Here is a 21675-nt window from a genome sequence, read left to right as displayed (position 1 = left end):
ATCTCAAATTTTTTGGTTAGTAAACCCAAGCATTTCCTGCAGGATTGTTATCCCAGAACACCTGTGCATCAAGTCCTGATTTCTGGCTAGCATTTGTATTGGTAACCATGTACACGTTAGGATACAAGAAAGAACGTGGGAATAAACCAGCATTCTGCTCTAAACCTGGCTGCATGTTTCCTGGCTCTCCAGTTCTCTTATACAAGTTGTAAGATTCAACTCCGTTTCCGAAAAGAGACAACCAGTACTCACGACCGATGATGTACATCTTGTTAGAAGCAGCATCATACTCATTAGAAACATATGCTTTATAAGCTACGATATCCTCATCTAATGTAGTTTCCTGATCTGCAAACCATGCGTTGATCGCACCAGCTTCTTTAGAAGCAAGTCCATACCCTTTTACATAATCCATGTGCTTTTGGATACCAGAAAGCATATAAGTCTTAGCAGCAGCAGCGTCTCCGTCGATCTCAAGTTTAGCCTCGGCCAACATGAAATCTACGTAAGCAGCAAGCATGATAGGATAAAGACCTTCACCTTGGTTTCCAAGAGTTGGGCTATTTGTAGGCATAGCAGAATCATCATCAAATCTTCCACCTACTGGGTATAGACCCCACATTGTTCTCTTCAAACCATCTGGTGGAACACCGTCTGAATCCAAGTGATCACGACCCCAATAACCTCTTTGACCAGGAAGACAATAGATAAAGTTTCCAGCTAGGTAATGAGGAGGAGCAATTTGAGAAATACACTCAATTTCATCCACATTGGTAGAGTTTACCAACACCTGACGATACCAGTAGAATCTAGCTCTAGGATCATCAAATCCTTTCGCTTCAGTCATGTGCCACATGTAGTAAGTAGAGTGGTAAGTACCACCACCAGAAGTATAAGAACCTACAAAGTTACCATGCCTTGAATCAGGGTTAGCTGTTGAAGTACCAAATCTGAAAACGAAGTCATCTCCAACTTTCAGCATGTTATTCTCAGCAACCAATGCATCAATACCTGCCTTTGCAGTAGACTCTTCAGTCAAACGTAGGTTAAGGAAATATCTCAATTTCAAGGTATTAACCAATTTAACCCACTTAGTATAATTTCCACCGTAGAAATAATCATTTGGTGAACCAGAAGAAGCAGCCGTAAAGTGACCTGCAGCCTCATTCAAAGCAGCAAAAGCAGCATCGTAAACTGACTTACCAGCATCAACCTTAGGATTGAACTGAGCCGCATCAAGAGCCTCAGAATAAGGTACATCACCAAACACATCTACCAAGTGGAATAAAACCATTGCCTTGATAGTTTTAGCAATTCCTAAGTGTCTTTGAAGATTACCTTCCTCTGCCAAAGGCTCAAGGAACTGGATATCCGCTAAGATGTTGGAATAAGAGTTTGACCACCAACCGTTTGTAGAAGCAGCAGTATAAGCACTTTCATACTGAGCACTACCTTGGTTTACAATTCTTGTCAAAGACATCCCTGTATTAGAGATCCCTTGATAGAATCCAGTATAATCAAGTTGAATCCTGTTAAGCAGGAAATCGGGAGAAGCTGTCTCTGCAGTTACCGCATTTGGGTTATCCAGCAAATCTAAATCGCAAGATGACGCAAATAACATGGTTGCTGCACACAACAAACTATAAATATATTTTTTCATTTTGTTTCAGTTTTGGGATTAGAATGCAAGAGTTACAGTTCCACCAAATCTTCTAGAGCTAGGTCCAGTCACAAAGTCGAAACCAAGACCGTTACCCACACCAGTACCCAACACGTCTACGTCGTAGTTCATGTTTGGAGGGAAGTTCAAAGCTTTGAACCACAAGTTGCTACCACTAACTGCGATAGAAGCTCTCTTAAATGGAGTCTTAGCAATTAGGCTAGTAGGTAATTCATAACCCAAAGAAACCTCACGAAGACGGATCATAGAACCATCAAATACGTTTGGCTCATCAGTTCTACCCTGATAACCAGAGAAGAAATAATCAGAAGCAGAAATCTGGATATCGTTAGGAGTTCCATCTTCCTTCACACCTGGCATGATGAAAGTCAATTCTCTGTCAGCTACTGGATCTTTTGTTACACCTCTAGCAAGAGTTGCAGTTACAGTGTTAGAGAAAACTGCTCCCTTGTGTCTGTATTCCATCATTGCCATCAAAGTGAATCCTTTGAAGGAGAAAGTGTTAATCCATGAACCATTCCATCTTGGGTTTGGATCACCTAGGATTTTCAACTCTGGATCTGCTTTGTAGATACCATCAGAAAGAACGATTGGCTCGCCAGTCTGCTCATCTCTTGCAAAACCGATACCCTTGATTACGTTGAAAGGCTCACCAGGAATAGCGAAGTTGCCTAGAGTTGTAAAACCAGCAACAACGATTTCATCAAGTCCATCGCCTAATTCCATGGTCACAGATCTATAAAGACCCCAGTTTACAATAGAATTCCAAGTAAATCCTGAAGCAGTAGATACTGGAGTAATATTAGCCTGGAATTCGATACCTCTTGTTCTGATCTTACCCACGTTGATTGCAGTGGAAGTAAATCCAGTTGCAGGATCTATTGGAGCTTGAGTGATCAAGTCATTAGTGTTTTTCTCATACAAGGAAAGATCAAATCTCAATTTGTTGTTAAACATTACTGCTTCCACACCAAATTCCAATTCTTCCTGAAGCTCTGGCTTCAAGTTAGGGTTACCCAAAGCATTAGATACTGAGTGAGTCTGCGTGATCAAACCATCTCTTGAAAATGCAATTGGATTCTGAGCCAAGGTATTTCTTGTACTATAAGGACTTGGGAAACCAGCAGAAGTACCGTAACCCAATCTCAATTTCAAATCATTGATAGTTGAAGAATTCCAGTCAAAAGCCGTGCTTGGAATGAAGGAAACTGAAGCTCCTGGATAAAGAATCCTTCTGTTCTCTTTCTCAACCGTAGAAGTCCAGTCATTTCTTGCTGAAACGTTCAAATACAAGTAGTTAGAATAATCGAAAGTCAAGTTGGCATAAATACCCATTCTTCTTTGCTCTTCATTGTAGTTTAGACCTCCAGAAGAAGCAGAAGTAAAGTTAGAGTGGTTAAATAAACCGAATGCCAATTGGTTCTGAGACTCAATACCAGTTCTGCCGAACACGTCATATCTTGAGTTTCCACCCAACAATGCACTCATACCGAATTTATCAGAGAATTCTTTTTTCCAGTTCAAGATCAAATCTTGGTTCCAGATAGTATTTACAATGTTTGCAGTAGTATACATACCTGACTGAATCGCTGCACTACCTGATCCTGCACCTCTGTTATATCTTTTTTCCTGAACTTCAGAATACGTATCCAAACCAATTCTGTAAGTCACAGAGAAGTTATCGTTTAGATCGTAGTTGATAGAAGTAGAGTTAAAGAAACGCTTCACATCAGAAGTATTCTGATAATATTTCACTAACCACAATGGGTTAACAATATCATTACCACCTCTGTAATAAACAGAACTATTATCTGTAGGATTTTCGAATGGAAGACCTGCCAAATCTACAGATCTTGGAGTATACAATACGTGAGCAAATGCTGAAGGAATACCTCCAGATGGACCAGAACCAAACGCTGCGTTAACAGGAGGAGATTGCAAATCAGTGATTGCAAAAGTAAACGAAGAGTTGATTGACAACTTATCAGAAACAGCAGAGTTTACACCCAAACCGAAGTTATACTTTTTCAATTCGTTTCCAGGAGTAAATCCTTCATCATCAGTATAACCGAAAGATGCATTGAAACCAGTTCTGTCAGAACCACCGGAAATCTGTACGGAAGTATTACTTACCAAACCAGTTCTGAAGAAAGCAGTAGAAGGATCTTCATACGCTTTGTATTCATACTGGATAGGAGTACCACCTACAACACCATCAACCCAGAATTCTGGGAAAGCATTTCTAACAGATGCTACTGAAGAAGAAGCATAAGGGTGATTTACTGTTCTTCCCTCATCCAATCTAGGACCGAAGTTAGAGAAGAAGAAACCTGGAGCCTGCTGGAAACCATTACCATATGTTGTACCATATGTAGGCAAAGAAGCTGCTTTGTTAGAGAATACTGATTGGTTGATTGTTACTTCTGCAGCTTTTCTTTTAGAAGCACCAGATTTGGTAGTAATCAAGATTACACCATTTCTACCTTGGTCTCCATAAAGTACTGTAGCAGAAAGACCCTTCAATACAGACATGCTCTCGATGTTGTTTGGATCAATATCCAAGAAACGAGAAGAAGTAGTAGCACCACCAGTAGTGAAACCATTGGTATTGTTAGTGCTGGTATTGAAAGGAACACCATCTACAACGAACAAAGGCTGGTTAGAACCAGTAGCAGAGGAATAACCTCTGATAACCATGTTCGTACCAGAACCAGACATACCGTTAGTAGAAGTAATGTTTACACCCGGAACTTTACCTTGCAAAACGCGGGCAACGTCTTGCTCAGGGCGATTCTCAAGTTGCTCGTCACCTACAGTGGTAACTGCATAACCCAAGGCTTTTTTCTCCCTTTCGATACCGATCGCAGTTACTACCACTTCGGATAGTTGCGCTGCATCTGTTGTCAGGGTGACATTAATAATGGTCCTGTTGCCAATCGTCTCTTCTGAGGTTTCTAGACCTACAAAAGAGAAAATCAATACGTCAGAACCGGCAGGGACATTAATGGAATAATTACCATCCAGATCGGTGGTAGTACCCACTGTTGTACCCTTCACGAGGACGGTTGCACCCGGCAAACCCAGTCCGTCTTCCTCGGAAATTACCGTACCGGTAATTACCCGTTGTTGCGCCGACACCTCATAACTGAGGGCCATGGTGAAAAGCGCAACAACAAAGAGTAAAGCTTTTCTCATAAGGTATTTAGTTTAGTTGATAAGCGTAAATAAAAATTATTTGATTTTAATTTCAAAATAGGGACCTAGAAGAAAAAATACTTGATAAAAATCTATTTATAATACATAAAGTGCAATTACAATATTAACAATTACTTTAATCCATATTTTTTATTTATTAATACAATTTTAAAGCAAAATACCCGATTAACGGTTGATTATTTGTTTTAATGGCTCAAAACAGTAAATATTTGGTTTGAATAAGCATTTTAACAAATATTAACTGATTTCATGTAAAATTTTAACATTTACAAAACAATATTTTGTCAAAACCCTAAAATTCTATTTTCAAAAAAAAAATTTTTGTTTGGAAAAAAAATTTTTCTGGAATATCAAGGCTATTTAATAGCTATTTTCAGAATAAAAATAACTATCAATTATTCATTGCAAAATAATATTCTTGGAAACGAATTTTAACAAGAGATAAAAATTGAAAAAATGTCAAAACCAATCTTCAAGGGTTCAAAAAATCAGTATTTCTAAGGATTTTTTGTGAAAAGTTTAAAAACCGGTTTAAAAAAATGAGGTTTTCGCAAAATTAGAACGCATATCTTAAAGTGAAGGCTATTTCATCCCACCAAAGGTCTGTAAAATCCTGAAAGTTGTAGGATGGCTTCCAATCCAGACTGATAAACCAGCTTGTCCTATTAATATTGTAATCCAAGCCCACTATCGCATCGATTCCAAACGCAGCATAATCTTCGGTTGCTTTATAAACCCATGGTGGTTCACTTTTACCTACTTTCCAGACCCCGTAGTGTCCTCCACCTCCTACATACCATTCCAATCCTTCAAATTCTCTGATATCCATATGATGCTCGTACAAAAGATTACCTACCCAGCCCTTCCATCTCGTGTACACCATCAACTCAACCGCATCATGATCAGAAATAAATCTTTTGACAGAGCCACCAACACTGGTACCTCCCCTAATCCCTATGGATGTATTATATGCTTTTAACTGTGCCTCTGCATCTGAAGCGAAAAAGAAAAGCCCTGCGACTAGTAAGCCGGCAAACAGTAAAGATTTATTCATAAAAGCACAAGAAAATTTAATCGGTCAAAAAGTAAAAACTTTTTCAGTAGTAATGCAATAATCCAAAGGGATATCATGCTTTTCGGAAGAAATACTTTTGACTGGAGAGAAAAAACTCAATCCCATTTTCAAAACTGTAGGTTTCAATGAAGCTAAAAACTGATCATAATACCCTTTCCCAAAACCAATCCTATTTCCTTTTTCATCAAATGCCAACAGAGGAATCAAAACTAATTCGATTTCCACTGGCTCAACAGGCTCTACATTTACTGGAATGGGAATACCCCATGCGTCAATTTTATAATTTGTGTTGGAATCAATCAAAACAGTATCCATTTTTGATTTTCCCTCAGGAATGATGGAGGTATAAACTTTTATTCCCTTTTCAAACAAGTAATCCCGAATAAGAAAAGTATTCACTTCCTTATGATGGGCTATGGGTAAAAAAATATGGATGTGGTTAATACTTGATCTTTCTTCCAACCAACTTTTAAACCTCAAAAAAATTTGCTCGGAACTAGCCTGAACTTCCTCTTCAGATAAGGCTTTCCGCTTTACTCTAAACTCTTTTCGGATCTGATCTTTATCCAAAGTCATAGATCCAATACCATCATTTTGAAATCCAAAGGATCAAAACAGTCGAGACAACACTCAATCAATGTCTCATCCTCCAGATAAAACTGCATCATATTGACCACACGCTCTTGTGGTGAACCTCCCGGATTGATGTAATCCTGTATGGCCAAAGCTCTAGTAATCTGAATATCCAATCTTCTTTCTTCAGCTTTCCTTAATTTCCGGCTCATCTGATCCAATATCTTCAAGGACCTGACTTTACCAGCTTCAAATGCAGATTTCAGGCTCTCCTCAAGTTGGGCCGCTTCTTCGCCCTTTTTATCAAAGAGCGCTGACACCACTTCTTTTTGCTTCTTTAATTCAATATCCAAACTTGACTCCTCAAGCACATATTCCTTCTTCCAATTTGTAAAGGATTTGAAGATATCTTCATTGCCCCAACCCAACTGATTGAGTTTTTTCCTGATTGGCTCTAAAATCAATAACGCAAAATTCCTTGGAAGCAAAACTGGGAATGGAACTTCAAAATGGTCAAAAACTCCTTTCAACTGAAGCCAGTAAACAACTTCAGCAGGCCCACCCAAATACGCCAGATTAGGCAAAATCATTTCTTGATAAAGCGGGCGCAAAACCACATTAGGACTAAAATATTCCGGATTGTTTTCAATCTGTTTCTTTAATTCAGATTTTGAAAATTTCAAATCCGTATTGAGTACAAAGAATTCATCTCCATGCTGCTCGATTCTTTCACGAATCCCGTCTTGGAGGTAAAAGAAATTAATTTCTCTCGGATAAATCTGACTTTTATACCCTAAACTTTCCAGTTCCTCGGTATTCTTTTGAGCCTGTTGAAATGGCGCATGCTCGAAAAGGTCATTATCTATTACCTCTTTAAAAAGACCTTTTAAGGACGAATGATGCCCATCCAAAATCACCAAACCCTGATCTCCAAAGAGGTGATTGACATATTTTCGAACTGCTTCGGCCAAAGTCTTGGAACTTGAATAAGCTTCTTTGAAAAAATCAGGAGCGAAGGAAACAGACTTTAAAAATTCTTTAAATGAAGAATCTAGCTTAAAATCTCCCACAGCACCAGTCTGATCAGAATTCCATTGATACTTCTTCCCGTCCAACTTAAAATAATTGATTTCATCAAAATCATGATCTTCTGAAGCCATCCAATACACGGGGACGAAATTGGATTCAGGATAAGCTTCCGTAAGTTTCTTCGCCAAATTGATGGTGGAAACGATCTTATAAATGAAATAAAGCGGACCGGTAAATAAATTCAGTTGATGACCAGTTGTCACTGTATAAGTATTTGGCTTTCCCAAGCTCTCGATATTCCCACGAACAGAATCACTAATTTCGATTCCTTCATACTGGCTTTTCAATGCCTCTACTAAAACCTCACGTTTTTCCTGGGAAAAATTCTTCGCATTGATTGCCTCTTTAAAACTTTCCAGGGTCGGCTTATGTGTGTAAAAAGGTTTCAGCGATTCCTTCCCTTCAATGTAATCCAGAAAAAATTCAGAAAACTGACCAGTTTTATTTAGGCTTACACAATGTTTTTTCATGGTTGGATAGGGTGAAGTATATTTTGGGAAGCTAACTTAGTGACTTGAACCAAAGTTCGGTTTTTTTTGTAAAAAAATTGAAAAGCTTCGACCAACGGTAAATTCTTTGGATAATTCTGACGCGATTTATCATTTACAACGGGCTTCGGACTTTTCAGTTTCACCCAATTTCAGGAAAAACTTAGTTTTGTTTGCCAAATAACATGCTGCCTTACCATCAATTTTTCTTACCAAATGGACTGGAAGTAATCGTCCACGAAGACCCCAGTAGCAAAATGGCGGTTTTCAACATTCTATATAAAGTAGGGTCTAGAAATGAAAAACCGGGAAAAACCGGTCTAGCTCACTTTTTTGAGCATCTGATGTTTGGGAGTTCTAAAAACGTCCCTGTGTTTGACAGGGAGCTAGAGCGAGTTGGTGGGTCTTGCAATGCATTTACAAGTCCCGACGTCACCAATTATTACATTTCACTTCCTGCCAGCAATATTGAAACAGCATTTTGGCTGGAATCTGACCGCATGCTGCAACTGACCTTAAGTGAGAAAACCATTGAAACCCAAAGGAAGGTAGTCATTGAAGAATACAAACAGCGGTATTTAAATCAGCCTTATGGTGATATTTGGCATCATATGAGGGATTTGGCTTATGAAAAACATCCCTACCGCTGGCCAACAATCGGTCAAAAAATCGAAGATATTCAAGGGTATATAAATGAAGATATTTGGGATTTTTATGAGTCTCATTATAGTCCAGACAATGCCGTCTTAGTAGTTGGGGGAAATGTCACAAAAAGCCAGATTGAAAGTTTGACGAAGAAGTGGTTTGGACCGATACCATCAAGTGGTAAAACTCGAAAAGCAATCACCTCAGAACCAATTCAATCAGAAAAGAGAGTTAAAATTGTAGAATCAAAAGTTCCAACTGACGCGCTTTATAAAGCTTTTAAAATGCCAGGTAAAACTGAAGTAGGATACACTGCAGCAGATTTAACTTCTGACATCTTAGGATTTGGAAAGTCATCCATTCTCGAACAAAAACTTGTCAAGCAAGGGAAGTTATTTGCATCTATTGGCGCTTATGTTCTGGGATCTGTTGACCCGGGTCTTTTGGTGATTTCCGGTAAAATGGATTCAGGAATAACATCTGAAGAGGGAGAAGCTGCTTTAGATCATGAATTGAAAGAGTTTTTGAACGAAGAAATCTCTGAAGTCAAACTTCAAAAAATCAAAAACCAGGGAGAGGCGATGAAATCCTACGAATCCATTCAATTACTGAATAGAGTTTTTAATTTAGCTTATTATGCATCTCTGGGCAGTCCCGATTTGTATTTAAAAGAATTTGAAAATAAATCTAAAATCAACGCAGAGGAGTTAACCAGTTGGGCAAGAAACATCTTGACTGAGGAGAAGTCTTCTGTGATTCATTATAAATCTATTCCTTCATGAACACATTTAGAATAGGTATGGGCTATGATGTCCACCAGCTTAAGGAAGGCTATGACTTTTGGTTGGGTGGGATCAAACTGGAACATGAAAAAGGTGCCGTTGGCCATTCGGATGCTGATGTATTAATCCATGTGATTTGCGATGCCTTATTGGGAGCAGCAAATCTTCGGGATATTGGTTATCACTTTTCTGACAAGGATCCCAAATTTAAAGGCATAGACAGCAAAATTTTATTGAAAGACGTGCTGGACCTGCTTCGAGAAGAAGGATATGAAGTAGGTAACATCGATTCTACCATTTGCCTTCAAAACCCGAAGGTAAATCCACATATTCCAGCGATGAAAGCTTGTTTGGCAGAGGTAATGAAAGTCCCTGAAAACGCTATTTCTATCAAAGCTACAACTACCGAGTGGCTTGGGTTTGTAGGTAGAGAAGAAGGAGTCTCTGCGTATTGTGTTGCTTTAATCTATAAGGTATGAGTGAAAAATTGAAAATTATCCTCACTGAGGATGGCTCACATTCATTATATAATGAAGATCTCAAAGAAACTTACCATAGTTTTCATGGAGCGCTAAAGGAGTCCGTTCATGTGTTCATGCTATATGGTCTGGATTCATGGCTGATGGAAAACCCAACCAAGAAACCTTTGCGGATTTTTGAAGTAGGATTTGGCACCGGGTTAAACGCTTGGCTTACCTTGGTTTGGGCGGAGCAAAACCAAATTCCAGTCTTATACCATACCATCGAACCTTTTCCACTTTCTGAGGAAATTTATTCTCAGTTAAATTATGGCGATTTAGACGATGGCTTTTTTCATTACAAACCTTACCTCACGAGATTACATAAAATGGAATGGGATAAAGGAGCGGTAGTTTCTGAGTATTTCAATATGAAAAAAGAGAAAACCACTCTTGAAGAAGTCACTCTTTATCCAAGTGACGTGGTGTTTTTTGATGCCTTTGCCCCCAGCAAACAGCCTGAATTGTGGGAAAAACAGCTTTTGGAGAAGATTTATGAGTCAATGAACCAAGGTGGAATTTTCACTACTTACTGTGCACAGGGAAAATTAAAAAGAGATCTAAAAGAAATAGGTTTTGAAGTAGAATCGCTTCCAGGCCCTCCAGGAAAGAAGGAAATGACCAGAGGCTGGAAGAAATAAAGGAATTTTGGTCTAAGCTTTGGATTAGGTAGGAGAAACACAACCTTTTACCACCATGAAAACCATCTTATTCTTTTGGGTATTTTTACTACCACTCCAAATTTACGCACAAGCTCCAATTGACAACCTTCTTCAGGAAAGAGCCAGTCTATTATCTCAACTGAAAAAAAGTTATAGATCTTCTTTTGCATTGGTCAGTGATGAAATGGAAAGCAATTCTTCTTATGCTAATCAAGTTGCTATGAGGATTATTGAAAAAGACAATGCGATTATTCAGAAGCTTCAATTGAATGACCGAATTGACCATTCTTCTATCGTTTCAGAAAACGAGCAATACAAAACAATTACACTCTCTCAGGAGCAGGACATCCAGAAATTAAAGAATGCCTTGGCACAAAAAGGGTATGAAGTAAATGCATCCCAACTAGAAAAGAGGAAATTCGAATTGGCTACTTTAATATTTTTCATTGGAATGATCACTTTTGGTTGGCTTTTTGTCAAAGACAAGTTGGCTTTAGAAATGCCTAAGATCACTTCCTTAATTCCAATTTTCGCAGAAAAAGAATGATACACGGTTTATTGCTTTTGTTACTTTATTTCATGCCGAACCAACTTACCCAAGCGGGTGAAGCCAAACTGGAGCGCATGATCCAGGAAAGGGATGCGCTGACAGAAGAATGGAAAAGAAGCGAAAGTAAGAAATCGGGAATTTTTGGTAACCGAACCAAAAAAGACATGATCGAAACCAATGAGTGGTTACAACGAATTTTGGTAAAAGACAATGCGATCATGGACGAATTGAGAATGATCGGAGATATTGAGACCACCGTTGCCACTCAAACCGGAGATGATTACAAAGCCATCACTTTAAAGCTGGAGCAAGATCTCCAAGCAGTAAAGCGGGTCATGGCTGAAAAAGACAAAAAAATTGAGGATATGCTGAGCACGCGTCGAACCTTTGAATGGACCACAACATTTTTTTTCTTAGCGACAATCGGTCTTGGATACTGGATTTATAAAATCAAGAGAGGTTCTTAATCCACCCTTACAAAAGTTTTGACAGGAAACTCGAAGCAATCTTCGTTTTCTGGGTTTGGCTTCCAGCAATCTTCCTGAAAAGTAAATTGCCTAAAATCATTTGAAAAGGTCAATTTTCCTTTTGGTATTCTGAAAAAATCAATGATCCCTGGTTTTAAATCTTTTTCAGGAACATATAATGGATCATCCTCCCCACCTCCAAAATGAAATAACCCGTCATCATAATAATATTGAAAAATATCACTTTCCAAATTGTACCAAGCGGTAGAAATCAATCTGTATCCTAAATCATTTCCAATTTCAGTTTCTCTCACAGTTGAGGTTATGTCAAAAATACTATCATTTCTAAAATTGTAAGTATTTACAAACCACAACTCTAAAGAGTCTACATAATTCCGATTTTCCCAAGTACCAATAAGTGGAGATCTTGGCTCCTCCTCATCGCTACAGGAAACGATGCTTAATACAAAGAATGCAAAAAATACAGCGTATAGAGTTTTCATGGGTTGGGATTTAGTTGTTAAAACTAATGACGCAATCAAATACCCAATCGTTACTGTTATTTTTTTGATTTTATTTTTTCAACCTCGCTATTGGAGTTCTGGCACTTTTGGTTTTTTGTTCTAGACCTACCAGAATCTCAGCATCCAATGGAAGAAATACATCTACTCTTGATCCAAATTTAATGAAACCAAATTCTCCTCCTTGATCCAATTGAGAACCTTCCTTTACATACCATTTGATACGTCTGGCCACAGCTCCGGCAATTTGCCTTACTAAAATCTGAGTACCATTTTGGTTGCGTAGCACCATCGTGGTTCTTTCATTTTCGGTACTTGACTTTGGATGCCAAGCTACCAAGTATTTTCCTGGATGATATTTAAAAAAATCTACCACTCCTTTGATTGGAGAGCGATTGACATGGACATTCACAGGTGACATAAAAATGGAAACTTGCGTTCTTTTTTCTTTTAGGTACTCATCTTCAAAAGTTTCTTCAATGACCACTACTTTCCCATCTGCTGGCGCATAAACTACCCCTTCTTCATTTGGAAGAGGGAAAACAGGATTCCTAAAAAACTGCAGAACCAACAGGTAAATGATGATGCTTCCAAGCATGGAAACATTCAATAAAAGATCCTGCTCAGGCAGGAAATAATATAATAGGTAATTTAAAGCTACCAGGATGATCATCATCCAAAATAGCAAAACTCGTCCTTCTCTGTGTATTGTCATAATATGGGTCGTATTAATCTGTAAATCAAATACTTAGAATATTTTTTAAAACTATCTGAACAACGTTTTTGCAAACAAGTATTGATTTGAGTGCAATTTACGGGCAATTAGTATGAGAAAAAAATATTTCGTTTGGGTATAAAAAACCCGGACTTTCCGGGCATCAAAGGTTGTTTACTTTTCAATTGATACGAGAATATCTTTACCTTCAATTAAAGTCTGTCAGTAAACCATTTTCAAAATAAAGATATTGATTTCTGTAAACCCATTGATCATGATTGCTAGATCGATTTATTTCTAGTGGTTCTCCCCATGACATTTTAACCATTTCTTCGGTAAATCCAATCTTTAATTTCCGATCTAATATTGATTGCCAATTGTCAGAACCAAATTTTCTTTTATATTTTTCAGCATCAGTTTTGGGAAGAATAGTTACAGGATATAGCCCTGTATCATAAAGTTGATATAAAAATTTATTTCCTTGAGGAGTCAAAAGCAACAATGATACTTTAAAGTTCTCAGAGTCTATCGTTACGTCCTCACAATAATAGCTCCCTTTAGCGATAGATAATTTATTCCCTGTTGAAAGATCAAATGATTCATCATTTGCATAATTAACAAACCAATTTTTTTGAGAATAGGTCTTCTTTAACTTCTCGAAATAACCCACAACCAAAAAAGGGAATGATGATTCGTATTTAGGATCATACAAGAAATATAAGGTTTGTCCATTTTTCCTTGAATTAAGGATTAAATACTTATCCCTGGTGAAATCATCAGGTTCTCCGGATGTTTTAATAACTGTAAAATACTGGCCTGCAATAGAATCATATTTAGTCCTGCTTGAAAAACTGTTCTCAGGATTATAAGTTTGAAAATTGTTGTTAACAATTATTTTAAAATCACTATAGCCATAAATCCTTAATTTTTCATTTTTAGGAAGAACATAAAGATCTTGGCCTAAATATTTTTGATAATCATAACCTAAAAAATTCTTAAGACTGTCGTAAACTGCTGTCTGTTGAGTCTCTTTATTTTCAATATCAGTAATACTGATTTGGCCATAAAGGCAAAAGCTTGGTAATAGGCATTCTAAAACTAAAATCAGTCTTTTCATTTCATATCGATAATATACTAATGTCTCAAATACTTCATTTAATCCCTATACCCAGTACTGGGTATTTTTAACCAAAAAATCCCGGCAAATTACCAGGATTTAGATTTTTTTTTCGAATAATCAGTGGTATTACAACATATTTGAAGTCCAATAGCTTCCATCCCAAACAAGCATAGCCAAACCTCCAACATCAGGAATACTAACAGAGGTTGATGTTGATGGATTCAAAATCTGATCGCTACCAGCTCTATTGATAGTAACCCCAGCCGAATTATTTCTTCGAATGTAAATCACTCTTTGGCCCTCACCTACTGGAAGGGTAATAGTAAGCCCTGAATCATTATAACAGCTAAAAAAAGTTGATTTGCCATCAGTCATGTTATCAATAGTGTATGTCGTTCCTTCAATAACCTTAACTTTAAGGTTTAGGGCGTTTATAAATGAACTACCTATTAATGCTGAATTAAAATACCCTCCATAGCTTTTTGAATCACCGTCGAGTTCAGTAGTTTGATCAATACCAACTATAGCCGCGCTAATCCCATCTGATTCTGAATTCCTTGACTGAAGCAAACCCACTAAACTTGCATTGGTCTTTCTTCCAGTAGTAGCGGACTCCCAGGCTACCCCTGAAGCATTTGAAAAAACGCCTCCACCACTTAACCAAGATGTACCGCCGTTGGAAGGATTGTTTACTCTAATACCGCTAATGATGTTCCCATCTGCATCAGTCCCCAAACTATCATTTATTTCCAATACAACTTCTTCATCATCATTGATGAACTTCAATGCATTCTCAGTTTCTAATATCTGGATTCTCTTTCCTTCAGATTGTGTTTTTAGATTATGGACAATCAGGTTGATAATTTCGGCGTCTTCGGTAAAACTCATTTTGGAAACTACCACCCCGTTAATAGTCAACTGACCTGCAACGGTCACGCCCCAATCAATGGATTGTTCTGTATCTCCTAATTTGAATGTACCTTGGGTAAGGTCCATGTAGTTCAAGCCGTCCGCACTTCTTATTCTTCCGGTGATAGTCTGACCACCTATGATATAGGTCATTCCGGTAGTGAATTCAAAAGCTCTTAATCCGTTGTTTACCTGATAAAGAACTCCTATCCAGAAATGATAAAAACCAGATTCCTGTTCTGTCAGTATCGGAGTAGGTGACAATTCCCATGTTCCGGTTAGGGCTGTTTTGGAACATCTGGCATACACATAATATGGGATAGCAGGATCCAGATCCTCAAACAATCTCAGATCAATTTCCCAGTCAAATCCCAATCCCTCAATTTCATATTCCAAGTGGACCACATCGGCTGCACTCATTTCAAAGCTATCCGGATCAGCTCCAACATTTGGGGTAACTATCAATTCATCAAGAATCAGGTTTTGGGATTTCTGACCCACTGCAAGCATAATAGTTTCAATGCTTCCAGGTTTTATATTTACAGGATTGAAGTACCCATCAGCATCATAAATCAATCCCTGCAGTTGTCTTAGTCTCTGAGTTGATTCCCTTAGGTTTTCAGCTCTTTTCCTGTCAACCTCCCTAATCTCTACCTTTGAAGTAGCAACGTCTTTTCTCATACGTTCAGTTACTGTAAGCGGGATTGATTCAGAAAGTCCGCATGTAACCTTAGAAGGATTCACCAAAGGATAGGAAACTGAAACAACCCTGATCCTGTCGTCAATTCCCAAAGAAGCATCGATCACCTGAACAGTATTTCCGATACCTACTTCGATGCCAGTGTCACGGACATACTTTTCATCGATGTCAAGCCTGTACAAAACCTTTGGACTTTTTACCTTATTCAAGTACTCAGTTCCAGCTGCTAATAATCTAGCTTCAGCATCAGTGATATAGCTTTCCGGCATTCTAATGTCCACCAAAACATATTTATCTCCAGCTTCAGGATATCGGGTTTCGCTAGGCAATGAAAAATCCTCACCTTCAATGTATTTGTTGAGAGATATCTTTCTTGCAGGATGATCATATTTATTGATTACGAATTCAATTCCTGACAAGGATCCTGAAGTGAAAACAATCTTAGCTTCCTCATTTTCCAATAAATAATCATTGATATCAAAATCAATTCCCAAATCGATTATAGTCAAAGGATCTGGGCTACTTGTTACAAACCCGGTTCTTTCAGGGTAAATGTCATCGAAATACACATCTCCTTCAATAATCAAATCTGTGTAGTCAAAATTTTCCAAATATGCAGTTGCAGGAGGTGCAAAAATCAACCGCTCTGATCCTTCTCTATAATCGAAAGGAATATTCTTGGTACCTCCGTAAACAAAGAGTCTAGTAACTACACTATTTTCATTTACGTTTTCACGGGAAAGCTTATAAAGACCTTGACCACGGCCATATTGAAATGATTGGGTTGTCAGGAATCCAACATTAGGCTTTACTATGATCTGCTTTCCATTTAGCCTGAATTCCATTCCGAAAGTTTCGCAAATTCGAGTCAGTGCCGCCCTGCATGATTCTCCCTTAAATCCAATTGTATGTAATGGCGTCTCATATCCATCGGTTAAAAAGCTCCATCCAGAATCAATGGAATTCATATTGTCAATCAACAACTGAAGGAATAAAGAAAGGTCAGCTGTATAAGTGAAATCTCCCTTATACAAATGCTTGAGCTTCTTTCTAAATAGGCTGTAAATCTGACTTTCAAAAACCACTTCATAGCGAAAGGTTCTATTGTCAATCTTTTCCACCGTAGGTGTAAGGTTACAAGAGTAGCGTTGCCCTTTATGCTCTATGTAATCACCAATGTTAATTTCCATGGCATTACTAGAAATCCAAACTGCAGTGATTTTGTCCTCCCCCATGAGCTGACAACTATAAACAGTTTGATCATCTATAGACACTGAGTGAACTAAAGTGCTATTTTCGAAAATATCCATTGATCTATAATTTCTTATCCGTCTCCCAGGTCACGTCCGTTTTGAGCTGGCTTTGTGTTTTTCACAATAGCTTTAATGTCTACAGCCATAGTTCGTAATTCCACCACCGTCTGAGCTGTATTCACCTGTATGGCCATGGTTGATGCAAGCTGACTGTTGGCAACTGCCAGATGCTCATAAGAAACATTGTTTGCTATCTTCTGAAGGTCATAGAATCCACGGAAAAGACCTGCCAATTCCGATCCTGTAGCCTCTGTAAGCTCTTTTCTGATTGCGCCAACTAAACCGGGTTGCTGTAATGATCCTGAACTTCCAGGCTTAAATATATCAATCCCTTTACCTGCTGCCTGTTTCTGAATTTGATCCATTAGATCAAAAAAAGTTTCCTGAGCTGGTCCAGCTTTTTCCAAGAACCTGTCAAAATCATCAATTACGCTTTGATCTCCTGAAATAGGATCTAGAGATTTAACCAAATCATCCTCAAGGCTTTTAAATACGTCTGAAAACACAGCGGAAAACAGCAACTGACTAACCATGTCCTCTATGGCCTTCCCAACAGTGGAAGTCATAGCCAAGCCTGCATCTGTTCCGTTTCTAAATGCATCTACTAATGCATTTCTTAATTCACCTCCGATTTGTCCGGTTAATTCTCCTATAGTCTGTGTGATCTGCTCCCTTGCTGCCTCCACTGCTTCACCCCATTCTAAAACATTTTCAACAAGCTCTTTACCCCCTTCTCGGATTAAATCATTCGCCAAAATTGCCTTTGCAAGTTCTTCATTGACTGCAACCAATCCATCAGCTGAAGTTTGAATCAAGTCCGGGAATTCTTCCAAAAGTTCCCCATAAGAATTTTTCTTTTTCTTTCCTGCAAAAATCCCTACAATTGCCCCAACACCTGCCCCAATGGCGGTTCCTAATATTGGAACAACTGAACCAATAGCAGCTCCAACTGCAGCTGCTCCAAGAGCTCCGATTGCAGCACCGCCAATTGCCCCAATACCTGTAGCTCCCGCGGCTGCCTTAAGATCAAAGAAACTTTCAGTACCTGTTTTAACTTGGACCCTGTCCAACTCCTTCAAAGCCTCATTAAATCCCTTTGATGCCTCGGTTAGCGATAAATACCCATTTTCTAGTTTCCCTTGATAATTGGTTAGAAAAACACTTCCTGATGCCTCGCTCTGCAACCTCATCTGTTCAACCAATGCAAGGTTGTAATCCTGCTGATATCCTATTACAGATTGGTAATATTTTTCCTCCACCTGTCGCCTCTGTTTGGATGCATTGACAGCTAGATTAGTTAGCTTGACCACTGAATTTATTGCAGTCGCGTATAGGTTTGATTTGGCTGTGAAATCATCGGTTTTATTCTCGGTTTGTTGGGCTGTTTGAAGCTCATTAAATCCGAGTTGGACATTTGCCAAACCACCAATAATATCCCCTATAGTGCCAAACATCGCTCCTAAATCCTGATTTATTTCTGAAACGCTTTGAGCAATGGAATTCATGGATGTTGCCCACTTTTGCATTTCTTGTGGGATCTCTGCACCTATAGTTTGAGCAGCCTGGTTTAATTGGTCTACCCATTCAGCTGCTAAATCTGGATCAATACCTCCTTTTTCCTTATCCAGCTTTGAAAGTTTTTCAATAGCCTTTTTTAGCACGTCAATCCCTTCAAAAGCTGCTTTCCTTGATAGTAACCTTACGTTGTCGAAGAATTCAGAAAAACCGGTTAAATCTTTTGCTGCAACTTCATTTAAGTCAAACAATGCTTTTTCTGCATTCTTTTCAAAAGTTGCCAAAGCCTCTAAATCTCCGGTTGCTTCTATCTTTTTTCTTTGCTCTGTCTGATTTTCAAGTAAAGCAGTTCTTTGCTGTTGGTAGGATTGATTTGCTTTTAGAAGTGCTTCCAATTGCGCTTCCTGCTCTCTCTTTTCGGTATCAAGGATAATCTGAAAATACCTCAATCTTTCCTGTTGCACTCCTGACCTGTTTTCCGGTGCAATAGTCAATATCTTTTCATACTCTGACTGAATGGTACCAAGATAATTTTTGGCAATCTCCAATTCAGAGCTAAATCTTTTGTCAGCACTCGTTACACCAAAGTCACGGACATGGTTTTCATAATCCTCATAGATTTTCTTTCGCTTCTCAAATTCAGTCTTGAACTGTTCGGTATCATTTCTGTAATCAATATCTCCAGTTGCCTTTAATTCAAGGTTGTCAATTCGATTTAATATTCCATTGGCATTTTGAAACCCTGCATCTTTTACCAATTCTCTTATTTCATCCAATTGGCGTTTTAGATCTGCTTTCTCTTTTTCCCTCTTGTCAAACGATTTTTTATAGGCCTTATCTTCTAGGTTTGAAATCTGATTAAGGATTTTTTCACGTTCCTTGATTGCATCCTTTTGATCTTTGTTTTCCCTCTTTAACTCACCCTTCTCACCTTTCAGCCCAAAGGAATCTAAGTTCTTTTGGGCTTCAAGAATCTTGTCCTTATACTCTTTGGATTTCGCTTCAAAGTCATCTGAAGATAAATCCAGTAATTCCAAAGCCTCGGTATTCTCCTTTACTATCTTTTCAAAGTAAGCCTTGTTCTTTGACGGCTTGGACTCTACTACTTCTATAGTAGATTGAAGTGATTTTATCTCATCTTCGTATTTTTTGTAAGCAACTGAGGTCTCAGACACCTGACCTTGTAACCTTTTCAAAACAGCAATTCTATCTTCTGCTGAGTTGTTGCTTTGGTCTAGGTTGCTTGCAATCTGATCACCTAACTGTTTTTCCTGATTGTATAGGTTTTCAAGCTCCTTTACCAATCTCTCTGATTGTAGTCTCTGTTTTTCATAGGGGGAATCAACAAATACTGAAGTTGAAATAGTTTTACCTTCTGCTTTTAATCTGGCTTGTTTATCTCTTGACTCAAGTAGTTTTTGTTCTTTTTCCGAGATCTCGCCCCTTAACTGTACCGCTTCATTAGTGAGATTTTCAACCCTCAACCTTTTTTCCAAAGCATCAACATAACCGTAGACAGCTTTAGTTAAGTCACCTGTTTTCGCTTCTTCAAAAGTCAATCCTTTGACGATGTCAGGAGAAATACTTTTAAGCTCTTCATAGGCTTTTAATCTTACAGATTCGGCAACATTTTGGTTTCCAAGTGTAGAAACTAGTGTCTTTATTTTTGCCTCTTGTTCTGTGAAATATTTATTGGTTTCTTCTGTAGCCCTATTAAGTCTAACCTGAACATCTTCTACTTGCTTAACCCTTTCCCTGAACAAATAGAGTGAAGCAACTAGAGCAGCTAATACAGTGGCTACCGCTACATAAGGGTTTGCTGCCAGAACAATATTTAAAGCCCGCTGCGCTGCAGTTAGCTTCCCTGTTGCTAAAGTCAACAATCCTTTAATTCCAGCTGATTTTATTTCACCTGCCGAAACAGCATTTGTTAAGGCTAGGTTGATGGCTAACGCTGTTCTGTAAACTCCGTATGTAGCAATCAATACTTCTAGTGCCTTGATTACTGTTTGGTAATTTTCAACTATGAAAGCAGCTCCTGCGGTCACATCCCTTATTGCTCCCTCGTTGGATTTTCCTATTTCATTGAACATAAGTTCAATCTGATCCTGAAGCTTTGAGATTTGCCCGGTAACTGTCTGGCTTTGTTTCTCCATCAAGTTGAAGAACTGACCGCCCGCTCCGCTTAGGTTCTGGAATGCCTTTTGAACTTCTGGGAATCCCACTTTCCCAGCCTCTACCAAAGCTTGAACTTCTTGAGTAGATACGTTCATTACTTTGGACAGCTCTTCTATAATCGGAATACCTCGACCTGTAAATTGTCTAATGTCATAAGCATAAGCCCTTCCTTGCGCTCTCAGGGTTCCGTAAGCGTATGCTATATCACCGAATGAAGCCCCAACTCCTGAGGCTATATTACCTATCGAAATCAACTCATTTTTGATTTCTTTTTGGGCGAAGCCGTAAGCCAAAAGCTGTTTGGTTGCGCTGGCAACTTCAGTAAGTTTGAAAGGTGTTTCAACTGCTACATCTACAATTTCAGCCATTAACTGAGTTGCTGCCTCTTTTGATCGAAGCATTGTTGTAAAGGCAACCTCCAGCTGTTCAATTTCACCTCTTGTTCTTACTATGTCGCTAATTAACCTTGTGCCCTGTTGAATGGAAAGAAATCCAACAGTACTTGCAAGCACCTGGTTGTATAATGCATTTGTCTTGGTTGATCTGGCAACAGTTTGGTTTTGCCTTTCAAGTTGAGCATTCAGACTTCTAGTGCTTGCAGTTAGTTGGTTTGTTGTAGCTAAATATTGGGCTTCTGTAATTGTTCCTTTCCTGAATTCCTGATCCAAATATCTTTGGGTATCAGCAATCTTTCTAAGCTCATTGTTCAGCTTATTTACAGTAACAATCTGATTTTGCATTTGTGGTGTCATTGCACTAAATGCACGCCTACCATCAGTTGCTATTTGAGCATAACTTGATGATATATTTCTTAGTAGGTTCTTTTCTTCTTTTACCTGATTTTCAGTCAGTTTTTTAAAAATATTCTCAACCTTGTTTGCATCACTAACAAGCCTTCCGGTATCAATACCAGCTTCCCAAATTAATCCACCGTTTTTTGATTTAACAGCCATTATCT

General features: G+C 38.4%; 15 protein-coding genes. 5 read left to right on the top strand and 10 right to left on the bottom strand.

From position 1 onward, the window contains the following. Positions 1 to 16: 16 nt before the first annotated feature. The 5 genes from FHS59_RS13630 to bshC all read right to left on the bottom strand — a co-directional run bounded on the left by FHS59_RS13630 (position 17) and on the right by bshC (position 8104). Complete coding sequence (locus tag FHS59_RS13630; protein ID WP_184495810.1) at positions 17 to 1660, bottom strand: SusD/RagB family nutrient-binding outer membrane lipoprotein; 1644 nt, start codon at positions 1658 to 1660, stop codon at positions 17 to 19. A gap of 18 nt (positions 1661 to 1678) precedes the next feature. Then, positions 1679 to 4876: a SusC/RagA family TonB-linked outer membrane protein gene (locus FHS59_RS13625; RefSeq protein ID WP_184495808.1), complete on the bottom strand. Its 3198-nt coding sequence runs from the start codon at positions 4874 to 4876 to the stop codon at positions 1679 to 1681. Positions 4877 to 5453: 577 nt separating this feature from the next. Further along, positions 5454 to 5951 (bottom strand): hypothetical protein, encoded by a 498-nt coding sequence (locus FHS59_RS13620; protein ID WP_184495806.1) that lies wholly within the window; start codon positions 5949 to 5951, stop codon positions 5454 to 5456. 24 nt (positions 5952 to 5975) lie between these two features. Next, positions 5976 to 6548, bottom strand: coding sequence for a 5-formyltetrahydrofolate cyclo-ligase (locus tag FHS59_RS13615; protein ID WP_184495804.1), 573 nt, complete (start codon positions 6546 to 6548; stop codon positions 5976 to 5978). Beyond that, positions 6545 to 8104, bottom strand: a complete 1560-nt coding sequence (gene bshC, locus FHS59_RS13610) for a bacillithiol biosynthesis cysteine-adding enzyme BshC (protein WP_184495802.1) — start codon at positions 8102 to 8104, stop codon at positions 6545 to 6547. The genes FHS59_RS13615 and bshC overlap by 4 nt, the downstream gene beginning before the upstream one ends. A gap of 203 nt (positions 8105 to 8307) precedes the next feature. Here bshC and FHS59_RS13605 point away from each other — a divergent pair, with 203 nt between their 5' ends. Genes FHS59_RS13605 through FHS59_RS13585 form a run of 5 tightly spaced genes read left to right on the top strand, consistent with a single transcriptional unit; the run spans position 8308 to position 11746 of the window. Further along, positions 8308 to 9549 carry a M16 family metallopeptidase gene (locus FHS59_RS13605; protein ID WP_184495799.1) on the top strand — a complete coding sequence of 414 codons (1242 nt, stop codon included), beginning with the start codon at positions 8308 to 8310 and terminating at the stop codon, positions 9547 to 9549. Continuing rightward, the gene (ispF, locus tag FHS59_RS13600) at positions 9546 to 10028 is read left to right on the top strand and encodes a 2-C-methyl-D-erythritol 2,4-cyclodiphosphate synthase (protein ID WP_184495797.1); all 483 of its coding nucleotides are present in this window, start codon (positions 9546 to 9548) and stop codon (positions 10026 to 10028) included. Before FHS59_RS13605 ends, ispF begins: the two co-directional genes overlap by 4 nt. Continuing rightward, positions 10025 to 10708: a tRNA (5-methylaminomethyl-2-thiouridine)(34)-methyltransferase MnmD gene (gene mnmD / locus FHS59_RS13595; RefSeq protein ID WP_184495795.1), complete on the top strand. Its 684-nt coding sequence runs from the start codon at positions 10025 to 10027 to the stop codon at positions 10706 to 10708. Before ispF ends, mnmD begins: the two co-directional genes overlap by 4 nt. 55 nt (positions 10709 to 10763) lie before the next feature. Further along, positions 10764 to 11276, top strand: coding sequence for a hypothetical protein (locus FHS59_RS13590; protein WP_184495793.1), 513 nt, complete (start codon positions 10764 to 10766; stop codon positions 11274 to 11276). A 32-nt stretch (positions 11277 to 11308) separates the two neighbouring features. Continuing rightward, on the top strand, positions 11309 to 11746 hold the full coding sequence (locus tag FHS59_RS13585) for a Clp protease ClpB (RefSeq protein ID WP_246388436.1): 438 nt from the start codon (positions 11309 to 11311) through the stop codon (positions 11744 to 11746). Here the strand turns inward: FHS59_RS13585 and FHS59_RS13580 are convergent. The 5 genes from FHS59_RS13580 to FHS59_RS13560 all read right to left on the bottom strand — a co-directional run bounded on the left by FHS59_RS13580 (position 11743) and on the right by FHS59_RS13560 (position 21670). Further along, complete coding sequence (locus tag FHS59_RS13580) at positions 11743 to 12249, bottom strand: hypothetical protein (RefSeq protein ID WP_184495789.1); 507 nt, start codon at positions 12247 to 12249, stop codon at positions 11743 to 11745. The genes FHS59_RS13585 and FHS59_RS13580 overlap by 4 nt on opposite strands. 70 nt (positions 12250 to 12319) lie before the next feature. Continuing rightward, entirely contained in the window at positions 12320 to 12982 is a 663-nt protein-coding gene (locus FHS59_RS13575; protein ID WP_184495787.1) for a phosphatidylserine decarboxylase family protein, read from the bottom strand. A 208-nt stretch (positions 12983 to 13190) separates the two neighbouring features. Beyond that, a complete protein-coding gene (locus tag FHS59_RS13570; RefSeq protein ID WP_184495785.1) occupies positions 13191 to 14099 on the bottom strand; it encodes a hypothetical protein in 909 nt (302 codons plus the stop codon). 129 nt (positions 14100 to 14228) lie between these two features. Then, on the bottom strand, positions 14229 to 17021 hold the full coding sequence (locus FHS59_RS13565; RefSeq protein WP_184495783.1) for a phage tail protein: 2793 nt from the start codon (positions 17019 to 17021) through the stop codon (positions 14229 to 14231). A gap of 14 nt (positions 17022 to 17035) precedes the next feature. Further along, positions 17036 to 21670 (bottom strand): tape measure protein, encoded by a 4635-nt coding sequence (locus tag FHS59_RS13560; RefSeq protein ID WP_184495781.1) that lies wholly within the window; start codon positions 21668 to 21670, stop codon positions 17036 to 17038. Positions 21671 to 21675 lie beyond the last annotated feature (5 nt).

The organism is Algoriphagus iocasae, assembly GCF_014206875.1.
GTDB classification, from domain to species: domain Bacteria; phylum Bacteroidota; class Bacteroidia; order Cytophagales; family Cyclobacteriaceae; genus Algoriphagus; species Algoriphagus iocasae.
The sequence above is the reverse complement of the archived record's forward strand: the minus strand, read 5'-3'. Positions and strand labels throughout refer to the sequence as shown.

What these genes read in the sequence shown, in the direction of transcription:
- FHS59_RS13630 (WP_184495810.1), bottom strand. Translation starts at nt 1,660, where the DNA reads ATGAAAAAATATATTTATAGTTTGTTGTGTGCAGCAACCATGTTATTT.
- FHS59_RS13625 (WP_184495808.1), bottom strand. Translation starts at nt 4,876, where the DNA reads ATGAGAAAAGCTTTACTCTTTGTTGTTGCGCTTTTCACCATGGCCCTC.
- FHS59_RS13620 (WP_184495806.1), bottom strand. Translation starts at nt 5,951, where the DNA reads ATGAATAAATCTTTACTGTTTGCCGGCTTACTAGTCGCAGGGCTTTTC.
- FHS59_RS13615 (WP_184495804.1), bottom strand. Translation starts at nt 6,548, where the DNA reads ATGACTTTGGATAAAGATCAGATCCGAAAAGAGTTTAGAGTAAAGCGG.
- bshC (WP_184495802.1), bottom strand. Translation starts at nt 8,104, where the DNA reads ATGAAAAAACATTGTGTAAGCCTAAATAAAACTGGTCAGTTTTCTGAA.
- FHS59_RS13605 (WP_184495799.1), top strand. Translation starts at nt 8,308, where the DNA reads ATGCTGCCTTACCATCAATTTTTCTTACCAAATGGACTGGAAGTAATC.
- ispF (WP_184495797.1), top strand. Translation starts at nt 9,546, where the DNA reads ATGAACACATTTAGAATAGGTATGGGCTATGATGTCCACCAGCTTAAG.
- mnmD (WP_184495795.1), top strand. Translation starts at nt 10,025, where the DNA reads ATGAGTGAAAAATTGAAAATTATCCTCACTGAGGATGGCTCACATTCA.
- FHS59_RS13590 (WP_184495793.1), top strand. Translation starts at nt 10,764, where the DNA reads ATGAAAACCATCTTATTCTTTTGGGTATTTTTACTACCACTCCAAATT.
- FHS59_RS13585 (WP_246388436.1), top strand. Translation starts at nt 11,309, where the DNA reads ATGCCGAACCAACTTACCCAAGCGGGTGAAGCCAAACTGGAGCGCATG.
- FHS59_RS13580 (WP_184495789.1), bottom strand. Translation starts at nt 12,249, where the DNA reads ATGAAAACTCTATACGCTGTATTTTTTGCATTCTTTGTATTAAGCATC.
- FHS59_RS13575 (WP_184495787.1), bottom strand. Translation starts at nt 12,982, where the DNA reads ATGACAATACACAGAGAAGGACGAGTTTTGCTATTTTGGATGATGATC.
- FHS59_RS13570 (WP_184495785.1), bottom strand. Translation starts at nt 14,099, where the DNA reads ATGAAAAGACTGATTTTAGTTTTAGAATGCCTATTACCAAGCTTTTGC.
- FHS59_RS13565 (WP_184495783.1), bottom strand. Translation starts at nt 17,021, where the DNA reads ATGGATATTTTCGAAAATAGCACTTTAGTTCACTCAGTGTCTATAGAT.
- FHS59_RS13560 (WP_184495781.1), bottom strand. Translation starts at nt 21,670, where the DNA reads ATGGCTGTTAAATCAAAAAACGGTGGATTAATTTGGGAAGCTGGTATT.